The sequence below is a fragment of the Acidiphilium sp. JA12-A1 genome, assembly GCF_000724705.2.
In the GTDB taxonomy this organism is placed as follows: Bacteria; Pseudomonadota; Alphaproteobacteria; order Acetobacterales; family Acetobacteraceae; genus Acidiphilium; species Acidiphilium multivorum.
This window is the reverse complement of record NZ_JFHO01000067.1, coordinates 1-23,852: the sequence shown is the minus strand read 5'-3', so window position 1 is coordinate 23,852 and position 23,852 is coordinate 1. Positions and strand designations below refer to the sequence as shown.

Sequence of the window (23,852 nt, the reverse complement as noted above, 5' to 3'; positions counted from 1 at the left end):
GCCTCGCCGAGATCGACATTGGTCGCCGTCAGCAGCAGCACGTCGACCAGGCGCGGCATCCCGCCGCCCACCGGGCCGCACCGAGAAATCGTCGAGGAAGCGCAGCAGCGCGGCCTGCAGCGGCAGCGGCAGGTCGCCGATCTCGTCAAGGAACAGCGTCCCCCCATCCGCCTCCACCGCGAGGCCCGCCGCCCCGCCGCGCCGCGCGCCGGTGAACGCGCCCTCGACATGGCCGAACAGCTCGGCGGCGATCAGGTCCGGCGGAATCGCCGCGCAGTTCACCGCGACGAACCGCCCGCTCCGCCCCGAGGCGCGATGCGCGTAGCGCGCCGCCACCTCCTTGCCCGTGCCGGTCGCCCCGCGGATCAGCACCGGCATGCCGCGCGCCGCCGCCCGCGCCGCCATGTCGAGCGCCGCCCGCGCCGCCGGGTCCTCGGCCACCGGCGCGTCCGCCGCCGGCACGCCCTGCGCGGGGGCGATCTTGCGCGGCCGCGCCGTCTCCGGCTGGTCGAGCCTGGCGTGGAACAGCCGCCCGGCGCGGTCGGTCAGCGTGCCCGCCGCCCCCGGCCGCAGCTCGGCCGGCGCGAACAGCGCGCCGAAGGTCGCGCCGATCGGCTCCGGCAGCCCGGCGAGGATGAACCGCGCCTGGTCGTTCGCCGCCACCACCCGGTCGGCCGCGTCGAGCGCGAGCAGCCCGGCATAGGCGGTGTCGAGAAACTCGGCCCTTCCGTGGATGGCGAGCAGCCGCTTGCCGGCGAGGCGGGCGCGGAACAGCCGCGCCTCGATCTCCGCCGCGGCGAGGGCGACGATGGCGCGCGCGTTCGGCGCATAGGCCTCGCTGAAGCAGGTCGCGTCCAGCACGCCCGCGAGCGTGCGGTCGGGCAGGAAGATGGGTGCGGCGATGCAGCTCAGCCGCTGGTGATGGGTGAAGAAATGTTCCGCCCCGCGCACCGCGATCCGCTGCCGCGAGGCGCTCGCCGTCCCCAGCGCGTTGGTGCCGACCAGCGATTCCTCCCACACCGTCCCCGGCACGATGCCGAAGGCCTCGATGTCGCCGCGCCGCCCCTCGCTCACCAGCGAGTCGATCAGCACCCCGTCCGGGTCGGCGAAGGCGAGCACGAAACTGTCCCGCCCGAGCTGGCGGTGCAGCGCCTGCATCTCGGCGCGGGCGAGGCGCCTTGCGGTTTCGTGCGCCGCGCGGTGGCGTTCGAGCTCGTGCTGCTCGATCCGCCCGACATTCGGCGGATGATGCGGGTCCAGCCCGGCATCGAGGCAGCGCCGCCAGCTCGCGGCGATGGGCGCGGCCAGCAACCCTGCCGGAATGGCGCGCCCCAGCTCGAGCAGCGAGCGCGCCTGCGCAAGACGGGAGTCGGTGGCACGATGCGCCAGCATGTTTCCTCCGATAGCCTTTTGCCATCCGGGCCGCGTCGGGCAACCCGCCAGGTGCTTCAACTGGTCTTCAGCGGACCCTTTTCCAATATGGAGGTTATACGGGCACGGGCCGCAACGGAACACTTGTTTTCCGTCGCTGTTGCGGAATGGAACATGAACGGCCTCGTCCCTTTGGCGAAGCCCGCGGAATCCCGCCGCTCCGCGCGCTGGCACGATCGATGCAGCATCCCCCTCACCAAGGAACCAGGGGGAACCGCGCCATGAAAGCCGCCGTGCTGCACGGATACGACGAAAAGCTCACCGCACCCGACTTCGTCACCTACGAGGACGTGCCCGAACCGCAGATCCGCAACCCGACCGACGTGATCGTCCGCATCGGCGGCGCCGGCGTCTGCCGGACCGACCTGCACATCATCGAGGGCGTCTGGCGCTCGAAGGTCGATCTCAAGTTCCCGCACATCATGGGCCACGAGAACGCCGGCTGGATCGAGGAGGTCGGTTCCGCCGTCACCCACCTGAAGAAGGGCGACCCGGTGATCTGCCATCCGCTGATCACCTCCGGCCACTGCCTCGCCTGCCGCCGCGGCGACGACATGCACGCCGAGGAAAGCGAATTCCCCGGCATCAACTGCAATGGCGGCTATGCCGAGCTGCTGCGCACCGGCGCGCGCTCGATCATCAAGCTGCCGAAATCGCTCGCGCCGAAGGACGTCGCCCCGCATACCGATGCCGGGCTCACCGCCTACCGCGCCGCCAAGAAGGCCTCGCGCCACCTGCTGCCCGGCCAGTTCGCGGTGGTGATCGGCGCCGGCGGCCTCGGCCATATCGGCATCCAGGTGCTGCGCGCGATGTGCGCCGCCCGGATCATCATCGTCGACCGCGCCGACATGGCGCTGCAGCTCGCCCAGGAATGCGGCGCCGATTTCGCGGTGAAGGCGGACGGCTCCGAGCTCGACGAGGTGATGCGCCTGACCGGCGGCAAGGGCGCCGAGGCGGTGATCGACTTCGTCGGCGAGGGCGACGCCGTGGCGAAAGGCCTCGCGATGACGCGCGACGGCGGCTACTATTACATCGTCGGCTATGGCGGGAAGATCGACATCCCCACCATCGACATGATCACCTCGGAAAAGACCATCGTCGGCAATCTCGTCGGCACCTATCCCGAGCTGATCGAGCTGATGGCGCTGGCCGACCAGGGCAAGGTCACCCTCGCCACCCGCGAATACCGGCTGGACGAGGCCAATGCCGCCCTGCACGACCTGCATCACGGCAAGGTCCGCGGCCGCGCCGTGCTGATTCCCTGAACGAAGCGAAAAAAAAACCACCGCTCACCACGTCAAATCCGAAGGAAGGAAACGGATCCAGTGTACACCACGAAAGACGGCGAAGAGATCTTCATCATCGACGGCCACGTCCATCTCTGGGATGCCAGCCCCGAGAACATCAGGAACATTCACGGCAAGCAATTCATCGACTGCTTTTATGGCTACCACGCCTCGCTCTCCCCGCCGGAGCAGCTCTGGACGCCGGAGAAATTCGCCAAATACGGCGCCGAGCAGATGGTGCAGGACCTGTTCATCGACGGGCCGGACGACATGGCGATCTTCCAGCCCACCTACCTCAAGGATTTCTACAAGACCGGCTTCAACACGCTCGAACAGAACGCGGCGCTGAAAACCCGCTACCCCGACCGCTTCATCCTCAACGGCGCCTTCGACCCGCGCGACGGCGAGGGCGGGCTCGAAGCCCTCGAAGCCATGGCCGAGATCCACAAGATCAAGGGGGTGAAGCTCTACACCGCCGAATGGAAGGGCGACAGCCGCGGCTACAAGCTCTCCGATCCCGCCGCCTACAAGTATCTCGAACGCTGCGAGAAGCTCGGGATCAAGAACATCCACGTCCACAAGGGCCCGACCATCATCCCGCTCGACCGCGACGCCTTCGACGTCGCCGACATCGACCATTGCGCCACCGACTTCCCCAACCTCAACTTCATCGTCGAGCATTGCGGCCTGCCGCGCCTCGACGATTTCTGCTGGATCGCGGTGCAGGAGAGCAACGTCTATGGCGGCCTCGCCGTGGTGCTGCCCTTCATCCACTCGCGCCCCGGCTATTTCGCCAAGGTGATGTCCGAACTGCTGTTCTGGCTCGGCGAGGACAAGATCCTCTTCGGCTCCGACTACGGAATCTGGACGCCGCGCTGGCTGGTCGAGCGCTTCATGAGCTTCGAGATCCCCGACGAGCTGGTGAAGGAGACCGGCAAGCAGCTCACGCTCGAGGGCAAGAAGAAGATCCTCGGCGAAAACGCCGCCCGGCTCTACGGGGTCGACATCGCCGCCCAGAAGGCCAAGCTCGGCCGGATGGCGCCGGTGGCCGCGTGATGTCCATGCTCAAGGCGCGCACCGACGAGGTGCGCGCCGCTCTCGATCAGGTGACCGATCCGGAACTTGACGAGAGCGTGGTCGAGCTCGGCTTCGTCACCGGCATCGACATCGCCGAGGACGGCGCCGTCAGCGTCGGCTTCCGCCTGCCCACCTACTGGTGCGCCGCCAATTTCTCCTATCTCATGGCCGCCGACATGCGCGATGCCGTCGCCGCCCTGCCCTGGGTCACGCGCGCCGATGTCCGGCTCGACGAGCACATGTTCATCGACGAGATCAACAACGGCGTCGCCGAGGGCAAGGATTTCGCCGATGCCTTCCCGCAGGAGGCGGGCGAGAACCTCGCCGGCATCCGCCGGCATTTCGGCCTGAAATCCTTCGAGCGCCGGCAGGAGGCGCTGCTCCGCCACCTGCTCGCCGCCGGCCACGATGCGCAAGCCTTCCTCGACCTCACGGTAGAGGGTCTCGAACGCCTGGCGCTGGACGGGGAGGGGCCTGCCCTGCGCGCCCGCTACCTCGCCCGCCGCCCGCTCGCCGGCGGCGAGGATCTCGCCTTCGTCACCAGCGCCGGCGAGCGGATCATGCATGAAACGCTGAGCGTCTATCTGCGCCACATCCGCCGCGTCGGGCTGAACGCCGAGTTCAACGGCGCGCTCTGCCGCGGCCTGCTTGCCGCCCGCTATGGCGAGGCGCCGTCAACCCTGCCGGAAGAGCCGGGCCTCGCTGACTTCATCCGCCAGGGCGTCGCCAGCAGCGATCAGACGGCGCGGCCGTAATAGATGGCCGAGACATGCGTGGCCTCGGCGAAGAACAGCCAGCGCTCGGCGAACAGGCCGATGCCGGCGAGCAGGGCGGCCAGCGGCGCCGCCACCGCCGGCATCGCGCCCGCCAGCGCGAGGGCGGCCAGCAGCGCGGGTGCGGCGAAGGCGAGGACCAGCACGATCCGCCGCAGCCGTGCGGCGTGCCGCCGGGCGATCTGGTAGCCCATCTCCCGCAGCACGTAGTTCTCGGTGAAATGCGGCCGGTCGAGGGCGCGCACCGTGCCGAGTTCGGCGAGCCCGGTCGCCGAGGCGAGCGTCGTGAGCGGCCCCTGCGCGTCGATGAAGCGCCAGTAGGCCGCCTTCGCCACGCCCGCGCCGATCGCGAACACCACCGCCAGCGCCGCGGCGGCCGTAGCCGTCCCGGTCCACACCCCGAGCAGGGCCGCCAGCAGCAGCGCGCCGGAGAACGCGGCGAACAGCAGGTAGAGCGGTGCGGTGAAGCGGTTGTGCCACTGGCGGATCGGCTTCAGGCAGGCATAGATCATCGCGGTGCAGAACACCGTCCCCAGCGCCATCGCCGCCGCCACCAGCCCGAGGGCGATCGTCAGCGGCGCGGCCGCGCCCAGCGCCGCCCATGACGCCGCGAAGCCCAGCGCCGGCGCGTTGGTCGCCACCGCCGCCACCCCCTCGCGCGACAGCCAGGACGACCGCCACTGGCTGAACGCCCGCCAGGCGCGTTCCTTCCGCCCGAGATGCAGCGTCGAGGCGACCAGCCCCGCGCCGGCGAAGCCGAGCGCGATCACCACCGCCACCGGCCCGAACCACGGGCTCTCCGGCAGCGCCCCGGCGGCGCAGAAAATCCCGAGCCAGGCCAGCAGCCCGTAGCCGAAGCCGGTGAGGGTGGTCAGCAGCAGGACCGAACTTGCCGGGGTCATCGCGAAAGCACCTTGTCCACGAGGGCGAGCAGCGCGCCGCCCAGCCCGCCCGGCGCCGATGCCGGCATCTCCACCGGCCGCGTCTCGATGCGCGTCTGCCGCGGCGGCAGATACTTGTTGGTCGGCCGGTAGCCCAGCTCCGCCATCAGGTCGACGCCGCCGCGCTCCGCCACCAGTTTCGACACCCGGCTCCCGGGATCGGCGAGATCGCCGAAATGCCGCGCCCGCGACGGGCAGGTCGCCACACAGGCCGGCTCGCGCTCCGCCTCGGGCAGCGACTCGTTATAGATCCGGTCGATGCAGAGCGTGCATTTCTTCATCACCCCGTCATGCTCGTCGAATTCCCGCGCGCCATAGGGGCAGGCCCAGGAACAAAGCTTGCAGCCGATGCAGATATCCGTGTTCACCAGCACGATCCCGTCCTCGGCCCGCTTGTACGAGGCGCCGGTCGGGCAGACGGTGACGCAGAGCGGATTTTCGCAATGCAGGCACGAGCGCGGGAAATTCACCGTCTTGCCGCACCCGCCGCTGCCCTTCGCCTCGTAGGAATGGATGCGGTTGAACCACACCCCGTCCGGGTCCGCGCCATGCGGATCGTAATCCGGCAGCGGCGCGTGGTGCCCCTCGGTGTTCCATTCCTTGCAGTTCACCGCGCAGGCGTGGCAGCCGACACAGGTGTCGAGATCGATCACGAGGCCGAGCCGCCTGGCGCCCGGCTGACTCTGCGGCAGCGATGTCATCGCGCGGCTCCCTTCGTCGTCAACGCCACCGGCGCCATCCGCGGCTGGGTTTCCGCGATCGTCTCCGGCTCGCATTTCTCAAGCCTCACGGTAAGGTCGAACCACGCCGCCTGCCCGGTCACCGGGTCGGAATTCGACAGCCGCGCCCCGTCATCCCCCGCCGGCAGATATTCCGAGATCACGTGGTTGAGCAGGAAGCCGCGCACCGCCTCCGGCGCGTCCTGCGCCAGCGCCACCGCCCCGCTCCGCCGGCCGATCGCGTTCCACGTCCACACCGTGTGCGGGTTCACCCCGTCCATGATGCGGATCTGGCATTTCAGCCGCCCGGTGCGCGAAACCACCTCGACCCAGTCGTCATCCTCCAGCCCTTGTGCGGCGGCGAGGTCGCGATGCACGTAGAGCCGGTTTTCCGAATGGATCTGCCGCAGCCACGCATTGTGCGATCCCCACGAATGATACATCGACATCGGCCGCTGCGTGATCGCGTGGATCGGAAACTGTTTCATATCCGTCATGGTCTGCTCGATCGGCTCGTACCAGATCGGCAGCGGGTCCATGAACCGGGCGATGCGCGCGCGCAGCCGCTCCGGCGGCTGCACCGCCCCGTGCCCCTCGGCGGCGAGGCGGAATTTCTGCAAATGCTCGCTATAGAGATTGAGAACGATCTGGCTGTCGTCGTCGATCAGCCCCATGTCCTTGGCACCCGTCAGATAGGCCCGGTTCGCGTGCTTGTAGTAAAGCTGCTCCAGCGGCAGGTCGTAACGCGCAAACCCCTTGTTGGCGATGTAGCGGGAAATCTGCTCGGGGTTCGGCTCGCCCCGGCCGAAGGCGTTGCCGTCCGCCCCGCGGAATCCGGCCAGCGGCCCCACGCCCGGCTTGCGCTGGTGGCGCACCATGTAATCGGCATAGGAACCGTAGAGCGGCTTGCCCGGCGCCTCGGCGAAATCCGGCAGGCCGAGCCGTCCGGCAAGGTCGATCAGCACGTCCTGGAACGGCCGCACGTCGCGGTCCGGCTTCAGCACCGGCACGCGGATCGCATCCGCCGGCCCGTGCGCCGAGCCGATCGGCCGGTCGAGCAGCGAAATGCAGTCATAGCGTTCGAGATAGGTCGTGTCCGGCAGCACCAGGTCGGCATAGGCGACCGTTTCGGATTCGAACGCATCCGCGACGATCACGAACGGAATCCGATACTCGCCGTCCTCGTCGCGGTCGGTCAGCATCCGCGTCGTCTCGCCGGGATTCATCGCCGAGTTCCACGCCATGTTCGCCATGTAGAGGAACAGCGTGTCCACCCGCGCCCGCCCGGCCGCATGCGCCTCGGCGATCGCCATGTGCATCATGCCGTGAATGCCGAGCGGCGCCTCCCACGAGAACGCCCGGTCGAGCCGCAGCGGCTCGCCCGCGTCATCCACCAGCAGGTCGTCTGGCGAGGTCGGAAAGCCGAGCACGTTGCCGGTCAGCGCGCCGCGCCCGTCATGCGCCCGTCCCGCCGGGCCCGGTCCGGGCGGAATCGGCTTCGGGTGCGGCGACTTGTAGCGCCACGACCCCGGCGTATCGACGGCGCCGATCAGCATCTGCAGCACATGCAGCGCCCGGCAGGTGTGAAACCCGTTGGAATGCGCCGAAATCCCGCGCATCGCGTGCATCGCCACCGGCCGCCCGGTCATCGTCTCGTGCCGCCGCCCGTCGGTGTCGGTCCAGGCCTGCTCGATGACGACCGGCTGGCGGAAGGCGATCTCGGCGATCTCGGCGGCCAGCCGGCGGATCGTCGCCGCGGCGATGCCGCAGCGCGCTTCCACCGCCTCCGGTGCGTACTCCGCCGCCGCATAACGCTCCGCCAGAATCGCAAACGACGGCCGCGCCCGCCGCCCGTCGGGCAGCGTGAACGTCCCGAGCAGCGCGGGGTCGGTGCCGGTCGCATCCGCCCGCGCCAGCGCGCCCGCCTTGCGGTCGAAGGCCAGCGCCGCGCCATCCGCGCCGCGCGCGAACAGCCCGTGATCGGCCGCGCCCGGCGCGTCGATCACCAGGTGATGCGCGTTGGTGTAGCGGACCAGGAATTCGGTATCGACCGCCCCCTCCGCCAGCAGGCAGTGGATCAGCGCCATGATGAACAGCCCGTCGGTCCCCGGCGTGATGCCGACGAACTCGTCGGCGATCGCCGAATACCCGGTCCGCACCGGGTTGACCGAAACGATCTTCGCCCCCCGCTCCTTCAGCTTGGCGAGGCCGAGCTTGATCGGGTTGGAATCGTGGTCCTCCGCCACGCCGAACAGCAGGAACAGCTTCGCATGGTTCCAGTCCGGCTCGCCGAATTCCCAGAACGCGCCGCCCACCGAATAGAGTCCGGCGGCCGCCATGTTGACCGAGCAGAACCCGCCATGGGCGGCGAAATTCATCGTGCCGAACATCCGCGCGAAATGCCCGGTCAGCGATTGCGACTGGTCGCGCCCGGTGAAGAAGGCGAGGCGGTGCGGATCGCTGGCGCGGATGCCCGCGAGCCGCGCCGTCACGATCGCCATCGCCTCGTCCCAGCCGATGGCCTCGAATTCGCCCGCCCCGCGCGGGCCGACCCGCTTCAGCGGCGAGCGCAGCCGCGCCGGCGAGGTGACCGACATGATCCCCGCCGATCCCTTCGCGCACAGCACGCCGCGATTGATCGGATGGTCGCGGTTGCCCTCGATGTAGCGCAGCTTCCCGTCCCTGAGATGCACCTTGATGCCGCAGCGGCAGGCGCACATGTAACAGGTGGTGTGGGCGACCTCGTCGCCGACCGGCGCGTGATAGGCAATCCTGTCTTCGGGCATGGCAGTTCTCCGCCCGGATTTATGACGCCCCGCACCGCTTCAGGCCATCGTCCCTGACCGATCCGTTTGATCGGTTCAACCGATCGGTTCGCGCCTGCGGGCGTCCCCCGCGGCACTCACCGCCGCCGCCAGCCCGTCGATATCCGCCGCCCTCGTCCGGTGATTGACGATCGCCGCCCGCAGCGCCCGCACCCCGTCGATCGTCGTGGTCGAGATCACGTAGCGCCCGCTCTCCTGGATATCGGCGGCGATCGCGGCGTTCAGCGCGTCCAGCCCGTCGCCGCCGTCATCGTAGCGGAAACACACGATGTTGAGCGGCACCGGCGCGAGCCGCGCGAGAAGCGGCGCCGCATCCACCGAGGCCGCGAGCCGCGCCGCCAGCGCGCAGCAATCATCGACGATGCCGCCCAGCGCCGCGGTGCCATAGGCCTCGATCGTCATCCACACCTTCAGCGCCCGGAACCCGCGCGAGAGATCCGGCCCCATGTCGCACGGCCAGGGCGCGCCGCCCGAAAGCCCCCGCGCCGTCGTCGTCAGATACGAGGCATCCTGCGCGAAGGCATCCAGCATCAGCTGCCGGTCGCGCACCAGGATGCAACCGGAATCGTATTGCACCTGCGCCCATTTGTGGAAGTCGAACGCCACCGAATCCGCCTCGCCGATCCCCGCGACCAGCTCCCGCCTCGCCGGCGAGGCCGCCGCCAGCGCCCCGAACGCGGCGTCGACGTGAAACCACATCCCCTCCCGCCGGGCGATCGCGGCGAGGGCGGCCAGATCATCGATCGCCCCCACATCGACCGATCCCGCGGTGCCGACGATCATGAACGGCTCCGCCCCCGCCGCCCGATCGGCGGCGATCGCCGCCTCCAGCGCCGCGAGGTCGATCCGTCGGTCGGCGCCGAGCGCCACCCGCCGCAGCGCCGCGCCGCCGAGCCCGGCCATGTCGAACGCGCCCGGCACGCACCGATGCACCCCCGCCTGCGCGTAGCCGGTAAGGCGCCGCCCGCCGAGCCCGTCCTGCCGCACCGCCGCGCCGCAATGCGCCCGCCGCGCGCAGAGCAGGGCGATGAAATTCGCGATCGACGATCCGGTCACCATCAGCCCGCCGGTCGCCGCCGGCAGGCCGAGCAGCTCCGCCGCCCAGGCCACCACCTGCCGTTCGACTTCGAGCCCGACATGATCCCGCCCGCCGCAATTCTCGTTGAGCCCGCCGGCCAGCAGTTCCGCCAGCATCCCCACCGCGTTGCCGCCGCCCTGCACCCAGCCCATGAAGCGCGGGTTCGCGTTGCCCGAGGCATAGGGCGCGATCCGTGTGGCGAAGGCGTCATAGGCGGCGGCGGCCCCGATCCCCTCGCGCGGCACCGGGGCGCGGAACCCCGCGCGCACCGCGTCCGGCATCGGTTGCCAGACCGGCGCCGCGCCAAGCCCTTCCAGCCGGTCGAACATGTCGTCCATCATCCGGTGCCCCAGCGCGCGGAGCTCGGACCAGTCCTCGGGATCAAGCGTTGCCATGGACGCTGCTTATGCGCGCCGGCGCGGGCGGTAAAGCCCGCCAGACATAACCCGGTAAAGCCCGCCAGATGTGACCCGGCAAAGCCCGCCCGCGCCGCCTAGTCGTCCCCGGTGACGGCGATTTCCTTCTGCCGCTCGCGCGCCCGGCGCGAGACGCGCATCCGCAGCGTCTCGAACGTCACATACAGCAGCGGGATCACGAAAATGCCGATGCCGCTGGCGAAGATCATCCCGGCGAAGACCGGCGTGCCCAGCGACCGCCTGGTGATCTGCGCCGCCCCGGTCGCCACCACCAGCGGCAGCAGCCCGAAGATGAAGGCGATCGAGGTCATCATCACCGCGCGGAACCGCATCCTCGCACCCAGCACCGCCGCCTCGCGGATGCCCATGCCCTCCTCGCGCCGCTCCTTGGCGAACTCGACGATGAGGATGCCGTTCTTCGCCGCCAGCGCGATCAGCACGACGAGCCCGATCTCGGCATAGAGGTCGATCGTCAGCCCGCCGAGCACGATGCCGAGCATCGCCCCGAACACGCCGACCACGACCGAGAGCAGCACCGGCACCGGAATGATCCAGCTCTCGTACAGCGCCACCAGGAACAGATAGGCGAAGATCAGCGACAGGATGAACACATAGGCCGCCTGGCCCTTGGCCTGCTGCTGCAGATAGGCGGTGCTGGTCCAGTCATACGAGAAGCCGGCCGGCAGCACGCGGGCGGAAATCCGGTCCATCGCCGCCAGCGCCGCCCCGGACGACACGCCCGGCGCCGGCGAGCCGAACACCGGTGCGGCCAGCGAGTCGTTGTAGCGGCTGACGATCTGCGGGCCGAGCCGCGTGTGCGCCGTCGCCAGCGAGCGGAGCGAAACCATCTTGCCGGAATCGCTGCGCACATAGATCCGCCAGATCGCGGCGCGCGTGTCGCGGTCGGCCGAGGCGGCCTGGATGTTCACCTGCCAGACCTGGCCGAACATGTTGAACTGGTTGACGTAGAACCCGCCCAGCGAGGCCTGCAGCGCCTGGAAGATCGAGGAGATCGGCACGCCGAGCGCCTGCGCCTTGGCGCGGTCGATATCGAGATAGACCGAGGGGTTGTTCGCCGCGTAGGTGCTGAACACATGCGCGAGCTTCGGGTCCGAATTCGCCGCGACGATCAGCCCCTTGAGCACCGAATTGAATTTCTGCTGGCTCGCGCCGGCGACGTTCTCAAGCTCGTAGGTGAAGCCGCCATTGGTCGACAGCCCGATGATCGGCGGCAGGTTGAAGGCGACGATGTTCGCTCCCTGCACCTGCGAGCCCATCGCGAAGATCTTGCGGATCACCGCCTGCACCGAATTCTTCGGCCCCGGCCGCTGCGCGAACGGCTTCAGGTGCGCCACCATGAACAGCGCGTTCGGCTCGGTCGCCGAGTCGAGGATCGAGTAGCCGTTGATGGCGATCACGTCCTGCACCTGCGGCAGGGTGTGGATCATCTTCGCCAGCTTCTGCCCCATCGCGTCGGTCCGCTGCAGCGAGGCGCCGGGCGGCAGCGTCGCCTGGATGAACAGCGCGCCCTGGTCCTCGTCCGGCAGGAACCCGCCCGGCGTGATCCGCGCGAGCAGGAACGCCGCCACCCCGAAGGCGACGATCACCATCAGCCCCAGCACCGAGCGCGCGATGAGCCGGCCGATCAGCCGGCTGTAGCCCGCCCGCGTCCGTTCGATGAAATCGAGGACGCGCGCCATGATGCCGTGCCCGTGCTCGCCCCGGCGCAGCAGGATGGCGCAGAGTGCCGGCGACAGTGTGAGCGCGTTCAGCGCCGAGATCAGCATCGCCGTGCTGATCGCCACCGCGAACTGGGTGAACAGCAGGCCCGACAGGCCGGGGATGAACGCCGTCGGCACGAACACCGAGAGCAGCACCAGCATGATCGCGATGATCGGCGCCTGGATCTGCGCCATCGCCACCTTCGCCGCCTCGCGCGGCGACAGCTCCGGCCGCTCCGCCATCACCCGCTCGATATTCTCGACGACGACGATGGCGTCATCCACCACCAGCCCGGTCGCCACCACCAGCGCCAGCAGCGTCACCGTGTTCGCCGAATAGCCGAGGGCGAGCATGCACGCGAAGCTGCCGAGCAGCGCGATCGGCACGACGATCGTCGGCACCAGCGCCGCCCGCCACGAGCCGAGGAAGAAGAACACCACGAGCACGACCAGCGCGAACGCCTCGGCCAGCGTCTTGATCACCTCGCTGATCGTGTCCGAAACGAAGCTGCTGGAATTGTAGACCGTCTTGCTCGCGAGGCTCGCCGGAAACCGCTTCGAGAGCCGGGCGATCTCCGCCGACACCCGCCCCGAGGTCGCCACCGCGTTCGCCCCCGGCGAGAGGAACACGCCGATGGCGACACCGGGATGCCCGTTGATCCGGTCGACCTGGTTCTCGCTCTGCGGCCCGAGGCGGATCTTCGCCACGTCCTTCAGCCGCAGCAGCGAGCCGTCCCTGTTGCCGCGGATGACGATGTTGCCGAACTGCCGGGCCGATGTCAGCCGCCCCTCGGTCTGCACCGAGAGCTGGTATTGCTGCTTGCCGGCGATCGGCATCAGCCCGATCGTGCCGACCGGCGCCTGGGTGTTCTGGTCCTGGATCGCGCTGATCAGGTCCGCCGGCGTCAGCCCGAGCTGGGCGAGGCGGGCGGTGCTGAAGATCACCCGCATCGAATAGTCCTGCTCGCCGAACATGAACGCCTGGCCCACCCCCGGCACGCGGCCGAGCGGGTTGAGCACGTTGATCTTCACGTAGTTCGAGATCTGCAGCGGCGTGAGCTTGTTGTCCGGGCTGTAGAAGAACATGAACTCCAGCACCGAGGCGGAGCGCTTGCGCACCGTCAGCCCTTCCTTCTGCACCTCGGCCGGCAGCTGGGTCAGCGCCTGCTGCACCGCGTTGGTGACATTGACGGTGTCGATGTCCGGGTTGCTGCCGAGCTTGAAGGTGACGGTCAGGTTGTAGGAGCCGTCATTCGCCGTGGTCGAGGCGTAATAGATCTCGTCGCTCAGCCCGTTGATCTGCTGCTCGATCGGCTCGGCCACGGTGTCGTTCACCACCTGCGCCGAGGCGCCCGGATAGGTCGCGGTCACCTGCACCGCCGGCGGCACGATCGAGGGGAACTGCGCCACCGGAATCCGCGTCATCGCGATGATGCCGGCGATGGTGATCACGATCGCGATCACCATCGCGAAGCGCGGCCGGTCGATGAAGAAGGAGGGGATCACGGCCTCAGCCCTGTGCGACCGGCGAGGCAATCACCTTCGCATTCGCCTTCACCCCGGGATGCACCTTCTCCACGCCATCGACGATCACCTTCGTCCCGATGGCCAGCCCGCTCGCGATCGTCGCGGTCGCCGGCGTGGTCGAGGCGAGCTTGACGTCGGCGCGCGCCACCTTGCCGTCCTTGCCGACGGTCAGCACATAGTCGCCCACCTGGTCGGCCAGCACCGCGTCGCGCGGCAGCACGATCTTGTCCTCCGGCGTGCGGCTGCGCACGATCACGGTGACGAACTCGCCGCTGGTCAGCTCGCGGTCGCTGGTGCGCGCATTGCCGAGCCCCTTGATCACCGGGTTCGGAATCGTCCCCTGCATCGCGAGGCTGTCGGTCGACTGGCTGATCTGGTTGCTGGTGAAGTCCAGCGTGCCCTCCTGCCGGTCCATCCGCCCGTCCGGCAGCTTCACCCGCAGCACCACGCCGGCGAGCCCGCCCTGCGTCGCCAGCCGCTGGCGCAGCCGGATCGCATCGCGCGTCGGCATCGAGAAGACGATGTTCATCGGGTTCTGGCTCACCACGGTGGAGAGCGTTCCCGTATTCGGCCCGACGACATTGCCGATATTCACCGCGCTCGCGCCGATCCGCCCGTCGAGCGGCGCGCGGATCTGGGTATAGGCGAGGTTGATCGCCGCGGTCTCGCGCGCCGCCTCGGCGGCCTGCAGCTTCGCCGCCGCACTTTCCGCCGCCGCCTTGTCGTCGTCGTAGGTCGATTGCTGTCCGGCCGGCGTGTGCAGCAGCCGCGCCGCGCGCTCCAGCGTCAGCTCCGCGTTGTCGAGCGTCGCCTGCGCGTCGGCGACATTCGCCTTCGCCTGGTCGAACGCCGCCTGGTACGGCCGCGGCTCGATCACGTAGAGCAGCTGCCCCTTCTTCACCTCCGCCCCCTGGCGGAACAGGCGCTTCTCCAGATACCCGGTCACCCGCGGCACGAGATTGACGATATGCGCCGCCTGGATCCGCCCGATGAAGCTGTCCTGCTGGTAGACCTTCTGCGGCTTCACGACGACGACGCTGACCACCGGCGGCGGCGGCGCAGCGGCCCGCGCCCCGGCGATGCCGAGGGCAAGGACGGTCACGAAGCCGGCGGCGCGGCAGGCCGTGGCATGAAGCGATCGGCGCATGCGGTTCCTCTTTGTGTGGCGCGGATGGATTCGGGCGCGGACGACAGGAGAGAGATCGGCGCGGACGCCGCCGCCGCAACCCCGCTTCGCGCAGGAACGGCAAGACTCCTGTCCTGCCTCTCAATAATGGAGACGGGGCCGCGCCGTCAATTGCGCGACCCCGTTCCGCCAGCCGGTTTTGCGGGAGCCTCCGGCGTTGTTAATATATCGGTATCAGAACGAAATCTGCGTCGCCTGCATCACCTGCGGCAGCGCGCGGATCGCGGCGAGCGCGTCGTCCGGCAGGGTCTCGTCGATCGAGATCAGGCACACCGCATCGCCGCCCTTCTCGGTCCGGCCGAGATGGAAGGTGGCGATGTTGATGCCCTTCTCGGCGAGAATGGCGCTGCACTGGGCGATGAATCCCGGCTTGTCGCGGTTGGTCACATAGAGCATGTGCCGGCCGAAATCCGCCTCGACCTTGATGCCCTTCACCTCGACCAGCCGCGGCTTCGCCCCGCCGAACAGCGTGCCCGACACGGTGCGCGTCTGCTCGTCCGTCGTCACCGAAACGCGGATCAGCGTCTGGTATTCGCAGTCGCGGTCGAACACCGTCTCCGCCAGCTCGATCCCGTGGTCCCGCGCGAAGACCGGCGCGTTGACCATGTTGACACCTTCCATCATCGGCGCGAGCAGCCCGGCGAACAGCGCCGCCGAGAGCGGGCGCTGGTTCACATGCGCGGCCGCGCCCTCGTATTCGATGCCGACCTTGCGGATCACGCCCTGCCGCGCCTCGGTGAGCTGCCCCGCGAAACTGCCGAGCAGCTGGCAAAGCTCCATGTAGGGCTTCAGCCTCGGCGCGTCCTCGGCCGAGACCGAGGCCATGTTGATCGCGTTCGTCACCGCCCCGGTCAGCAGGAAATCGCTGATCTGCTCGGCCACCTGCAACGCCACGTTCTCCTGCGCCTCGGTCGTCGCGGCCCCCAGATGCGGGGTGCAGACCACGTTCGGCAGCGCGAAGAGCGGGCTTTCCTTCGCCGGCTCGACCTCGAACACGTCGAGTGCGGCGCCCGCCACATGGCCCGATTTCAGCGCGTCGTACAGCGCCGCCTCGTCCACCAGCCCGCCGCGCGCGCAGTTGATGATGCGCACACCCGGCTTGGTCCTGGCGATGCTTTCGCGCGAGAGGATGTTGCGCGTCTGCTCGGTCAGCGGCGTGTGCAGGGTGATGAAATCCGCCCGCGCCAGCACCGTGTCCAGATCCGCCTTCTCGACGCCGAGCGTCGTCGCCCGCGCCTCGGTCAGGTAGGGGTCATAGGCCAGCACGCGCATCTTCAGCCCGAGCGCGCGGTCGGCGACGATCGAGCCGATATTCCCCGCCCCGATCAGGCCGAGCGTCTTGCCGGTCAGCTCGACGCCCATGAACCGGTTCTTCTCCCACTTCCCCGCCTTGGTCGAGGCCGAGGCCTCCGGCAGTTCCCGCGCCAGCGCGAACATCAGGCCGATCGCGTGCTCGGCGGTGGTGATGGCGTTGCCATAGGGCGTGTTCATCACCACCACGCCGCGCGCGGTGGCCGATTTCACGTCCACGTTGTCGACGCCGATGCCCGCGCGGCCGATCACCTTCAGGTTGGTCGCCGCGTCCAGCAACTCGCGCGTCACCTTGGTCGCCGAGCGGATGGCGAGCCCGTCGAATTCGCCGATGATCTCGCGCAGTTCCGCCGGGGCGAGCCCGGTCTTCACCGTCACGTCGATGCCGCGCCGCTTGAAGATGTCGATGGCGGCGGGAGAAAGCTTGTCGCTGATCAGAACCTTGGGCATGTCTCAGGCCTTCGCGGAAATGTCGGAATGAACGGCGTCGATCGCCCAGTCGATCCAGGGCAGCAGCGCCTCGATGTCGGCGGTCTCGACGGTCGCACCGCCCCAGATCCGCAGCCCCGGCGGCGCGTCGCGATAGGCGCCGATGTCATGGGCGACACCTTCGGCCTCCAGCAGCGCGGCGACCCGCTTCGCCGCCTTCGCCTGCGCCTCGGCATCGAGGGCGGCGAACCACGGCGCTGCGATGACGAGGCAGATCGACGTGCAGGAGCGGATCGCCGGATCGGCGGCGAGGAACTCCACCCGCGCATTGCCCTCGGCCCAGCGCGCGATCGCCGCGAGATTCCGTTCCGAACGCGCAATCATGGCCTTGAGCCCGCCGATGCCCTCGGCCCAGCGCAGCCCGTCCAGCGCGTCCTCCACCGCCAGCATCGACGGGGTGTTGATCGTCTCGCCGGCGAAAATCCCCTCGATCAGCTTGCCGCCCGAGGTCAGGCGGAAAATCTTCGGCAGCGGCCGCTCCGGCTTGTAGGTCAGCAGCCGCTCCACCGCGCGCGGCGAAAGCGCCAGCATCCCGTGCGCCGCCTCGCCGCCCAGCGCCTTCTGCCAGGACCAGGTCACCACATCGAGTTTTTCAAAGGGCAGTTCCATCGCGAACGCGGCCGAGGTCGCGTCCGCGATCACCAGCCCTTCACGATCCGCCGGAATCCAGTCGCCGTTCGGCATCCGCGCGCCCGAGGTCGTGCCGTTCCAGGCCAGCACCACGTCATGGCTGAAATCGACGGCGGCAAGATCGGGAATCTGTCCATAGGGCGCGCTCAGCACCCGCGCGTCGGCGAGCTTGAGCTGCTTGAGCACATCGGTCGCCCAGGCTTCGGAAAAACTCTCGAACGCCAGCACGTCGACCGGCCGGGCGCCGAGCATCGACCACAGCGCCATCTCGACGGCGCCGGTGTCCGAGGCGGGAACGATGCCGAGCCGCCAGTCGGACGGCAGGCCGAGAATGTCGCGCGAGCGGGTGATCACCTCGGCGAGCTTCGCCTTCGGCTCCTTGGCGCGGTGGCTGCGGCCGAGCATCGCGCCGGAAAGCGCCTCGAGCGTGAAGCCGGGCCGCTTGGCGCAGGGGCCGGAGGAAAAATTCGGATTGTGGGGGCGGTGTTGCGGCTTCGCGTGCGCGGCCGCGGCGGCGTCTGCCATCGATGGTCTCCCTTGCAGAAGATAAGCGCCCCGGTGGGGGGGCGTGACCCGCCGCGGCATGTATCCGGCTTTTCGCGCCGCCGCAAGCAAAACCGTGCGCCGCTTCAGCGCGCGTCCTTCATGGCTGCAATCAGGAATTCACGGTTGCCATCCCCGCCCTCGATCGGGCTGGGGATGATGCCGAGCCCCCGCCAGCCGGGAATCTGCGCGAACCAGTCGCCGATCTCGCCGCACACCCGTTCATGCACGGCAGGGTCGCGCACGATCCCGCCCTTGCCGACCGCCTCCGGCCCCGCCTCGAATTGCGGCTTGATCAGCGCCACCGCGAAGGCGTCCTTCCCGCACAGCGCGAGGCCCGCCGGCAGCACCTTGCGCAGCCCGATGAAACTCGCGTCGCACACAACCGCACCGAGTCCGCCCGGTATCCCCGTGGCCGACAGGTCGCGCGCGTTCACCCCCTCATGCAGACGCACCCGCGCATCGTCGCGCAGGGCAGGGGCCATCTGCCCGTGGCCCACATCCACCGCGTGCACCAGCGCCGCGCCGCGCGCGAGCAGCACCTCGGTGAACCCGCCGGTCGAGGCGCCGATATCGAGGCAGGTCCGGTTTTCCGGTGACAATCCGAAATGATCGAGGGCGGCGATCAGCTTCAGCGCCCCGCGCGAGACCCAGGCGGCGCCGGCATCGGCCACGCTCAGCGCCTCGTCGTCGCCCACCATCTCGCCCGGCTTGCCGATCGTCCGTCCGCCCGCGCTCACCAGGCCGCGCCGGATCGCCTCCTGCGCCCGCGCCCGGCTCGCGAAATGCCCGCGCGCGACGAGGGCGAGATCGGCCCGGCCGCGCGCCACGCCGGTCTCAGCCGCGGGCGAGCCGCTTCGCGGTGCGCAGCAGGATCTGCCGGTCCTCCGCAGCGCAGGCGCGGTACAGCCGCATCAGCGCCAGCTCGTCGCCCTGCAGCGACCCGGTCTCCCCCGAGACCAGATAGGCGATCGAGGTGCCGAGCACCTTCGAAATCCGTTCGAGATTTTCCCGGACCTGCCCGGCCCGGTCGGTTTCCCACTGCGCGATCGCCGAGCGCGACACGCCGAGCTGCGCGGCAAACTCGTCCTGGGTGAGATTGTTCGCAAGGCGCAAGGCGCGGATTCGTTGCCCGACCGATTCCGGGGGCGTCTGTTTCTTCGGTGCCATGGTGTCAACATAAAGACGTGCCGGGAGTCGCGCCAGCCGCCGTTAAGGGATTTGACAAAAAAAACGTGACGAATAATAACTTTTTTTGTCAGGCCTCCTGATGGGTCCGTTATCATGTCTCATCTGTCTCAAAAATCAAAAATTGAGATTTTCCGAGGCAACGACATGTTGCTCCGCAACACATGCCGGATCATGACGCGCGTCTGGCCGCCGCGTTAACAAATGAAGAAACTTCGTCGGGCGAAAAAGCAACCTGCGCTGGTAGTCAGGCTGACAGACTCAGCCTTGCAACCTTGCCGCGAAAAACCCGTCCATGCCGCCGCGCTCCGCCCACATTCCGGGATGGGTGGCAAGGTCGCCCGCCGGCGTCACCGCCTCGGCCAGCCCCGGCAATTCCGCCGCGCCGAGCGGCGCGCGCCGCAGCCCGAGCCGCCCGCACGCCGCCTCGATGCGCCGGGCGCCTTCCTCCGGCTGCAGCGAGCAGACGGCGTAGACCAGCGTCCCGCCCGGCGCGAGCATCGCCGCCGCGGCGTCGAGCAGCCGGTCCTGCAATGTGGCGCAGGTCTCGATGTCGCGCGGCCGCCGCAGATGCAGGATCTCCGGGTGCCGGCGGATCGTCCCGGTCGCCGAGCACGGCGCATCCAGCAGGATCGCGTCGAAGCGTTGCGCCGGCCGCCAGTCCAGCGCGTCCGCCGCCACCGTCTCCGCCGCGAGGCCGAGCCGGTCGAGATTCTCCCGCAGCCGCACCAGCCGGCGCGCGTCGCGGTCGAGCGCGGTCACCGCCGCGCCGGCGGCGGCGAGCTGCGCGGTCTTGCCGCCCGGCGCCGCGCAGAGATCGAGCACCCGCCGCCCGGCCACGTCGCCGAGCAGCCGCGCGGGCAGGGCGGCCGCCGCGTCCTGCACCCAGAGCGTGCCGGCGGCATAGCCGTAAAGCTGGGTCACGTCGGTGCCCGCCGGCAGCCGCACCGATCCGGTCGGCAGCCGCTCGCCGCCCTCCGGCACCGCCGCCCCGTCCTTCAGCGTGAGATCGAGCGGCGCCTCGCCCTGGTGCGTGGTGGCGATCGCCCGCGCCGCCGCCCCCCACGAGGCCCAGAGCCAGGCCGGCGTGTCCAGCCGCGGCGAATCGAGCGCCTCCAGCGCCGCCGCCCCCTCGGCGCTCACCTTGCGCAGCACCGCGTTCACCAGCCCCGCGAACTTGCCGAGCCCGCGCGCATGCGCGAGCCCCACCGCCGTGCTCACCGCCGCGTGCGCCGGCGCGCCGAGCAACGCGAGCTGTGCCGCGCCGATCCGCAGGATGTGCCGCACCGGCGCCGGCGGCGCGCGCCGCAGATGGGGTTCGAGAATGGCGTCGAGGCTGCCGAGCCGCCGCAGCACCGCGGCCGCGATCCGGTGCGCCGCCGCCCGGTCGCGCGGTGCGATGTCCGCGAGCCCGGCCAGCGCCGCGTCCAGCGGCGCGCGCCGGTCCAGCACGGCGGACAGCAGCGCGAACGCCGCATCGCGGGTCGGATCGCCCCCTGTCTTCGTCATGCGCACCATTCAACCTGGGGAAAGAAGCGGGATGGTGGAGCTGAGGGGAATCGAACCCCTGACCTCCTCATTGCGAACGAGGCGCTCTCCCAACTGAGCTACAGCCCCATCCCTGCGCGGCCAATCGCGCACCCTGAGCCGGAAGTCAAGCCACCTCGTCCGCCTTGTCACGTTGCGCGAAACGCCGTGCTTCGCTAACCCGGGCACCAGCCAAGGAGGGTTACGATGCTCGGAGCGGTTTTCTGGTTCCTCGACGAGGCCATCCAGATCTACATCTACATCATGATCGCGGCGGCGATCTTCAGCTGGCTCATGGCGTTCGGCGTGCTCGACACCCGCAACCACATCGTCTACCGGATCGAGGATTTCCTCTTCCGCGCCACCGAGCCCTTCCTCGCGCCGTTTCGCCGCTTCATCCCCGCGATCGGCGGCATCGACATTTCCTTCATCGTCGGCTTCCTGCTGCTGCGCGCGCTGCAGATCTTCCTCGGCGGGCTCTACGGCCACCTCGCCGCGATGGGCTACCAGTGAGCGCCCCGATGGCGGCCCGCGTCATCGACGGCAAGGCGGTCGCCGCCGCCCTGCGCGCCGAGGTGGCCGCCCGCGCCGCCACCTTGCCCTACGCGCCCGGCCTCGCCGTCGTCCTCGTCGGCGAGGACCCGGCGAGCCAGGTCTATGTCCGCAACAAGGAGCGCGCCGCGAAGGCGGCCGGCTTCGCCAGCGAGACCATCCGCCTGCCCGCGAGCGCGAGCCAGGCCGAGCTGCTCGCCCTGATCGCCCGCCTCAACCGCGATCCCGCGGTCGACGGCATCCTCGTCCAGCTGCCCCTGCCGGCCGGCATCGACCCGCAGGCGGTGATCCGCGCGATCGACCCGGCCAAGGATGTCGACGGCTTCCACCCCGACAATGTCGCCGCCCTCGCGCTGGGCACGCCCTTCCTCGTGCCCTGCACCCCGCGCGGCGTGATGAAGCTGCTCGCCGCCGCCGGCATCGCCCCGCGCGGCGCCCGCGCCCTCGTGCTCGGCCGCTCCAACATCGTCGGCCGCCCGATGGCCGCCCTGCTGCTCGCCGCCGACGCCACCGTCACCATCGCCCATTCCCGCACGCGCGACCTCGCCGCCGAATGCCGCCGCGCCGAAATCCTGATCGCCGCGGTCGGCCGCGCCGAAATGGTGAGGGGCGACTGGGTCTCCCCCGGCGCCACGGTCATCGATGTCGGCATCAACCGCACGGCGGCGGGCGGGCTGGTCGGCGACGTCGCCTACGCGGAGGCCGCCGCCGTCGCCGGCGCGATCACCCCGGTCCCCGGCGGCGTCGGGCCGATGACCATCGCCTGCCTGCTCGAAAACACCCTGATCGCCGCCGCCGCCCGCCGCTGAGTTTTTGCTCCGGCGCCGGCGCGGCCACCCGCGAACGGGTGAGGGCGCCTCACCCCGCGTCGTGCCGGACGCGGTTACCCCTCGATCTGTCGGACGCGGTTATTCCGCGTCTTGCCGGACGCGGTTATCCCTCGATCTGTCGGACGCGGTTAACCCTCGATCTGTCGGACGCGGTTATCCCGCGTCGGGCGACAGCACCGCGCAGCCGGTCGGCCCGCCCTGCAACTGCCGGCAGGCGCTCACCGCGGCGCTGTGCGGCAGGTTGACGAACCGCGCCCGGTAGAACCGGCCCCGCGCGGTCGAGATCGGCTCGACCACCGGCTGCCCCTTCATCAGCATGGCCACCGCGCTCAGCTCGGCGATGCCGAGCGCCGCCTTGGCGTGCGCCGGGGTGTCGTAGGCGCCGACCTGGATGCTCCAGCGCCCGCCGCCGAGCTGCCGCGTCGGCTGCGGTGCTGCGGCAACCGGCGCCCGCGCCGCCGCGAGGCGCATCGTCGCCGGGCGCGGCGCCGCCACCGCGCGCGGCGCCAGCGCGCTCGCGGTGCGGATGGAAGGCGTCGCCTGCCGGGTCACCGGCGGCCCGTCCATCACCGGCGTCGCCGCCTCGGCCGAGGGAATCAGCGAGAACCCGCCGAACCCGTGCGGCCGGCGCACCGGCGGCATGGACCGCGTGGCCACCGCCACCGGCACGGCCTGCGGCTCCACCGCGGCGGGCGGCGCGAGCGCGGCCACGCGCACCGGCGCCGGCGCCGGCGAGGGCGATGGCGCGGGCAGCGTCGGCGCCGTCTGCCGCATCGCGATCTGCGCCTGGTTCAGCCGCGAGGTCTCGCCGCCATCGTCCGCCGGGCGGATGCCCGCCGGAATCCGCGTCGGCAGCTGGTTCATCGCCACCGCCTCCGCCTCGGACGGCCCGGCCGGATACACGCCGGCGATCTGCGGCGCGATCATCGCCACATAGTGCCGCGTCTGCGCCGGCAGCGGCTGGCGGTAGTCGAGATAGTCGTCGAGCCGCCCCGGCCCCGCGTTATACGCGGCGAGGAAGCCCGGCGAGCCGTAGATCTCGTACATCTGGTGGATATACGCCGTCCCCGCCATGATGTTGTCGAGCGGGTTGAACGGGTCCGGCCCCAGCCCGTAGCGCGCCGCCATCTCCTGGTAGGTCTCGGGCTCCAGCTGCATCAGCCCCATCGCCCCGGCGCTGGAGACGGTGAGATGCCCGTTCATGTATTCGTGCCCGCCCGACTCGACATGCATCACCGCGCGGATCCATTTCGCCGGCACGTCGAACCGCGCCGAGGCCTGCTCGATATACGGCCCCCACGGGTCGCCGGGCGGTCCCGGCGGGCGGTAATCGGCCGGCGCGTTGGCGGCGTAGCGCGCCGCGAGCTGGCTCGGGCTCAGATTGGCCTGCCGGGTCGAACAGGCGGCCAGCAGGGCGAGGGCGGAGAGTCCGGCGAATCGCCAGGCGTGTCGCAGCTTCGCGGTCATCGCGGACGGCTCGCGCGGAGCGGGGCGGGGTGGAACGCAGCGTTCAACACGTGTCTCCCATCGCAGTTCGGCGCGGCGCGTGGCATCCGCCCGGGGGGGTTGGGGCGGCCAGCCGCTCCGTTGCGCCGGCAGCCTCGCCCGGCACATGAAATTCGTCTCATAACCGCTTAACTTATCGGCGATTTCAAGGCAACATGATTCTGCAAATCACCGCGCATCCGCGCATCGGAGATCCCGCGATGACCCGTCTCCCGCCACCCGCCCGTGCGATCGGCCTTTTTCTCCTGCTCGCCGGCTGCGCCGCGCCGCCGCCGCCCGCGCCGCCGCGCGCCGCC

At 69.9% G+C, this 23,852-nt stretch carries 17 protein-coding genes, 1 tRNA gene and 2 pseudogenes; 5 read left to right on the top strand and 15 right to left on the bottom strand.

The window, feature by feature from the left end:
* Nucleotides 1-2: 2 nt before the first annotated feature.
* Both RT91_RS22815 and RT91_RS22570 read right to left on the bottom strand, forming a co-directional pair.
* Nucleotides 3-59: pseudogene (locus RT91_RS22815) on the bottom strand (hypothetical protein); the annotation flags it as partial.
* Between the two features lie 79 nt (nt 60-138).
* Nucleotides 139-1,158: pseudogene (locus RT91_RS22570) on the bottom strand (sigma-54-dependent Fis family transcriptional regulator); the annotation flags it as partial.
* A gap of 494 nt (nt 1,159-1,652) precedes the next feature.
* Here RT91_RS22570 and RT91_RS13305 point away from each other — a divergent pair.
* The 3 genes from RT91_RS13305 to RT91_RS13295 are packed head-to-tail and all read left to right on the top strand — an operon-like array spanning nt 1,653 to nt 4,549.
* On the top strand, nt 1,653-2,696 hold the full coding sequence (locus tag RT91_RS13305) for an NAD(P)-dependent alcohol dehydrogenase (protein WP_012040201.1): 1,044 nt from the start codon (nt 1,653-1,655) through the stop codon (nt 2,694-2,696).
* A gap of 60 nt (nt 2,697-2,756) precedes the next feature.
* Nucleotides 2,757-3,773, top strand: coding sequence for an amidohydrolase family protein (locus tag RT91_RS13300; RefSeq protein ID WP_007422390.1), 1,017 nt, complete (start codon nt 2,757-2,759; stop codon nt 3,771-3,773).
* Complete coding sequence (locus RT91_RS13295) at nt 3,773-4,549, top strand: metal-sulfur cluster assembly factor (protein ID WP_240314294.1); 777 nt, start codon at nt 3,773-3,775, stop codon at nt 4,547-4,549. Before RT91_RS13300 ends, RT91_RS13295 begins: the two co-directional genes overlap by 1 nt.
* On the opposite strand, the gene RT91_RS13290 is transcribed toward RT91_RS13295, so the two are convergent.
* The 12 genes from RT91_RS13290 to RT91_RS13235 form a co-directional block, all read right to left on the bottom strand.
* The gene (locus tag RT91_RS13290) at nt 4,531-5,469 is read right to left on the bottom strand and encodes a DmsC/YnfH family molybdoenzyme membrane anchor subunit (RefSeq protein WP_035187668.1); all 939 of its coding nucleotides are present in this window, start codon (nt 5,467-5,469) and stop codon (nt 4,531-4,533) included. The two genes, RT91_RS13295 and RT91_RS13290, sit on opposite strands and share 19 nt — an antisense overlap.
* Nucleotides 5,466-6,209 (bottom strand): 4Fe-4S dicluster domain-containing protein, encoded by a 744-nt coding sequence (locus RT91_RS13285; protein WP_007423415.1) that lies wholly within the window; start codon nt 6,207-6,209, stop codon nt 5,466-5,468. The genes RT91_RS13290 and RT91_RS13285 overlap by 4 nt, the downstream gene beginning before the upstream one ends.
* Nucleotides 6,206-9,013 (bottom strand): molybdopterin oxidoreductase family protein, encoded by a 2,808-nt coding sequence (locus RT91_RS13280; RefSeq protein ID WP_035187667.1) that lies wholly within the window; start codon nt 9,011-9,013, stop codon nt 6,206-6,208. The genes RT91_RS13285 and RT91_RS13280 overlap by 4 nt, the downstream gene beginning before the upstream one ends.
* 75 nt (nt 9,014-9,088) lie before the next feature.
* Nucleotides 9,089-10,525 (bottom strand): pyridoxal-dependent decarboxylase, encoded by a 1,437-nt coding sequence (locus RT91_RS13275; RefSeq protein ID WP_035187666.1) that lies wholly within the window; start codon nt 10,523-10,525, stop codon nt 9,089-9,091.
* A gap of 98 nt (nt 10,526-10,623) precedes the next feature.
* On the bottom strand, nt 10,624-13,773 hold the full coding sequence (locus RT91_RS13270) for an efflux RND transporter permease subunit (RefSeq protein ID WP_035187665.1): 3,150 nt from the start codon (nt 13,771-13,773) through the stop codon (nt 10,624-10,626).
* Nucleotides 13,774-13,777: 4 nt separating this feature from the next.
* The gene (locus RT91_RS13265) at nt 13,778-14,941 is read right to left on the bottom strand and encodes an efflux RND transporter periplasmic adaptor subunit (RefSeq protein WP_035187664.1); all 1,164 of its coding nucleotides are present in this window, start codon (nt 14,939-14,941) and stop codon (nt 13,778-13,780) included.
* A gap of 213 nt (nt 14,942-15,154) precedes the next feature.
* The gene (gene serA, locus RT91_RS13260; protein ID WP_012040207.1) at nt 15,155-16,741 is read right to left on the bottom strand and encodes a phosphoglycerate dehydrogenase; all 1,587 of its coding nucleotides are present in this window, start codon (nt 16,739-16,741) and stop codon (nt 15,155-15,157) included.
* A gap of 3 nt (nt 16,742-16,744) precedes the next feature.
* On the bottom strand, nt 16,745-17,935 hold the full coding sequence (locus tag RT91_RS13255; RefSeq protein WP_035187663.1) for a phosphoserine transaminase: 1,191 nt from the start codon (nt 17,933-17,935) through the stop codon (nt 16,745-16,747).
* Between the two features lie 104 nt (nt 17,936-18,039).
* The gene (locus RT91_RS13250; RefSeq protein ID WP_035187662.1) at nt 18,040-18,783 is read right to left on the bottom strand and encodes a TlyA family RNA methyltransferase; all 744 of its coding nucleotides are present in this window, start codon (nt 18,781-18,783) and stop codon (nt 18,040-18,042) included.
* 7 nt (nt 18,784-18,790) lie between these two features.
* Entirely contained in the window at nt 18,791-19,123 is a 333-nt protein-coding gene (locus tag RT91_RS13245; protein WP_012040210.1) for a helix-turn-helix domain-containing protein, read from the bottom strand.
* A gap of 279 nt (nt 19,124-19,402) precedes the next feature.
* Entirely contained in the window at nt 19,403-20,650 is a 1,248-nt protein-coding gene (locus RT91_RS13240; RefSeq protein ID WP_035187676.1) for a transcription antitermination factor NusB, read from the bottom strand.
* Between the two features lie 32 nt (nt 20,651-20,682).
* Nucleotides 20,683-20,758 (bottom strand) — tRNA-Ala (locus tag RT91_RS13235).
* Between the two features lie 117 nt (nt 20,759-20,875).
* Here RT91_RS13235 and RT91_RS13230 point away from each other — a divergent pair.
* Together RT91_RS13230 and folD are read left to right on the top strand one after the other, a co-directional pair.
* On the top strand, nt 20,876-21,181 hold the full coding sequence (locus RT91_RS13230) for a YggT family protein (protein WP_007423795.1): 306 nt from the start codon (nt 20,876-20,878) through the stop codon (nt 21,179-21,181).
* An 8-nt stretch (nt 21,182-21,189) separates the two neighbouring features.
* A complete protein-coding gene (gene folD / locus RT91_RS13225; protein WP_035187661.1) occupies nt 21,190-22,029 on the top strand; it encodes a bifunctional methylenetetrahydrofolate dehydrogenase/methenyltetrahydrofolate cyclohydrolase FolD in 840 nt (279 codons plus the stop codon).
* Between the two features lie 174 nt (nt 22,030-22,203).
* Here folD and RT91_RS13220 read toward each other — a convergent pair whose 3' ends face one another.
* Nucleotides 22,204-23,517 (bottom strand): lytic transglycosylase domain-containing protein, encoded by a 1,314-nt coding sequence (locus RT91_RS13220; RefSeq protein ID WP_240314293.1) that lies wholly within the window; start codon nt 23,515-23,517, stop codon nt 22,204-22,206.
* Nucleotides 23,518-23,852: the final 335 nt, after the last annotated feature.

Bases quoted from the DNA above. Each gene is read 5' to 3' on its own strand.
- RT91_RS13220 (WP_240314293.1), bottom strand. From the start codon at position 23,517: ATGACCGCGAAGCTGCGACACGCCTGGCGATTCGCCGGACTCTCCGCC.
- RT91_RS13240 (WP_035187676.1), bottom strand. From the start codon at position 20,650: ATGACGAAGACAGGGGGCGATCCGACCCGCGATGCGGCGTTCGCGCTG.
- folD (WP_035187661.1), top strand. From the start codon at position 21,190: ATGGCGGCCCGCGTCATCGACGGCAAGGCGGTCGCCGCCGCCCTGCGC.
- RT91_RS13290 (WP_035187668.1), bottom strand. From the start codon at position 5,469: ATGACCCCGGCAAGTTCGGTCCTGCTGCTGACCACCCTCACCGGCTTC.
- RT91_RS13295 (WP_240314294.1), top strand. From the start codon at position 3,773: ATGTCCATGCTCAAGGCGCGCACCGACGAGGTGCGCGCCGCTCTCGAT.
- RT91_RS13285 (WP_007423415.1), bottom strand. From the start codon at position 6,209: ATGACATCGCTGCCGCAGAGTCAGCCGGGCGCCAGGCGGCTCGGCCTC.
- RT91_RS13245 (WP_012040210.1), bottom strand. From the start codon at position 19,123: ATGGCACCGAAGAAACAGACGCCCCCGGAATCGGTCGGGCAACGAATC.
- RT91_RS13255 (WP_035187663.1), bottom strand. From the start codon at position 17,935: ATGGCAGACGCCGCCGCGGCCGCGCACGCGAAGCCGCAACACCGCCCC.
- serA (WP_012040207.1), bottom strand. From the start codon at position 16,741: ATGCCCAAGGTTCTGATCAGCGACAAGCTTTCTCCCGCCGCCATCGAC.
- RT91_RS13305 (WP_012040201.1), top strand. From the start codon at position 1,653: ATGAAAGCCGCCGTGCTGCACGGATACGACGAAAAGCTCACCGCACCC.
- RT91_RS13275 (WP_035187666.1), bottom strand. From the start codon at position 10,525: ATGGCAACGCTTGATCCCGAGGACTGGTCCGAGCTCCGCGCGCTGGGG.
- RT91_RS13230 (WP_007423795.1), top strand. From the start codon at position 20,876: ATGCTCGGAGCGGTTTTCTGGTTCCTCGACGAGGCCATCCAGATCTAC.
- RT91_RS13280 (WP_035187667.1), bottom strand. From the start codon at position 9,013: ATGCCCGAAGACAGGATTGCCTATCACGCGCCGGTCGGCGACGAGGTC.
- RT91_RS13265 (WP_035187664.1), bottom strand. From the start codon at position 14,941: ATGCGCCGATCGCTTCATGCCACGGCCTGCCGCGCCGCCGGCTTCGTG.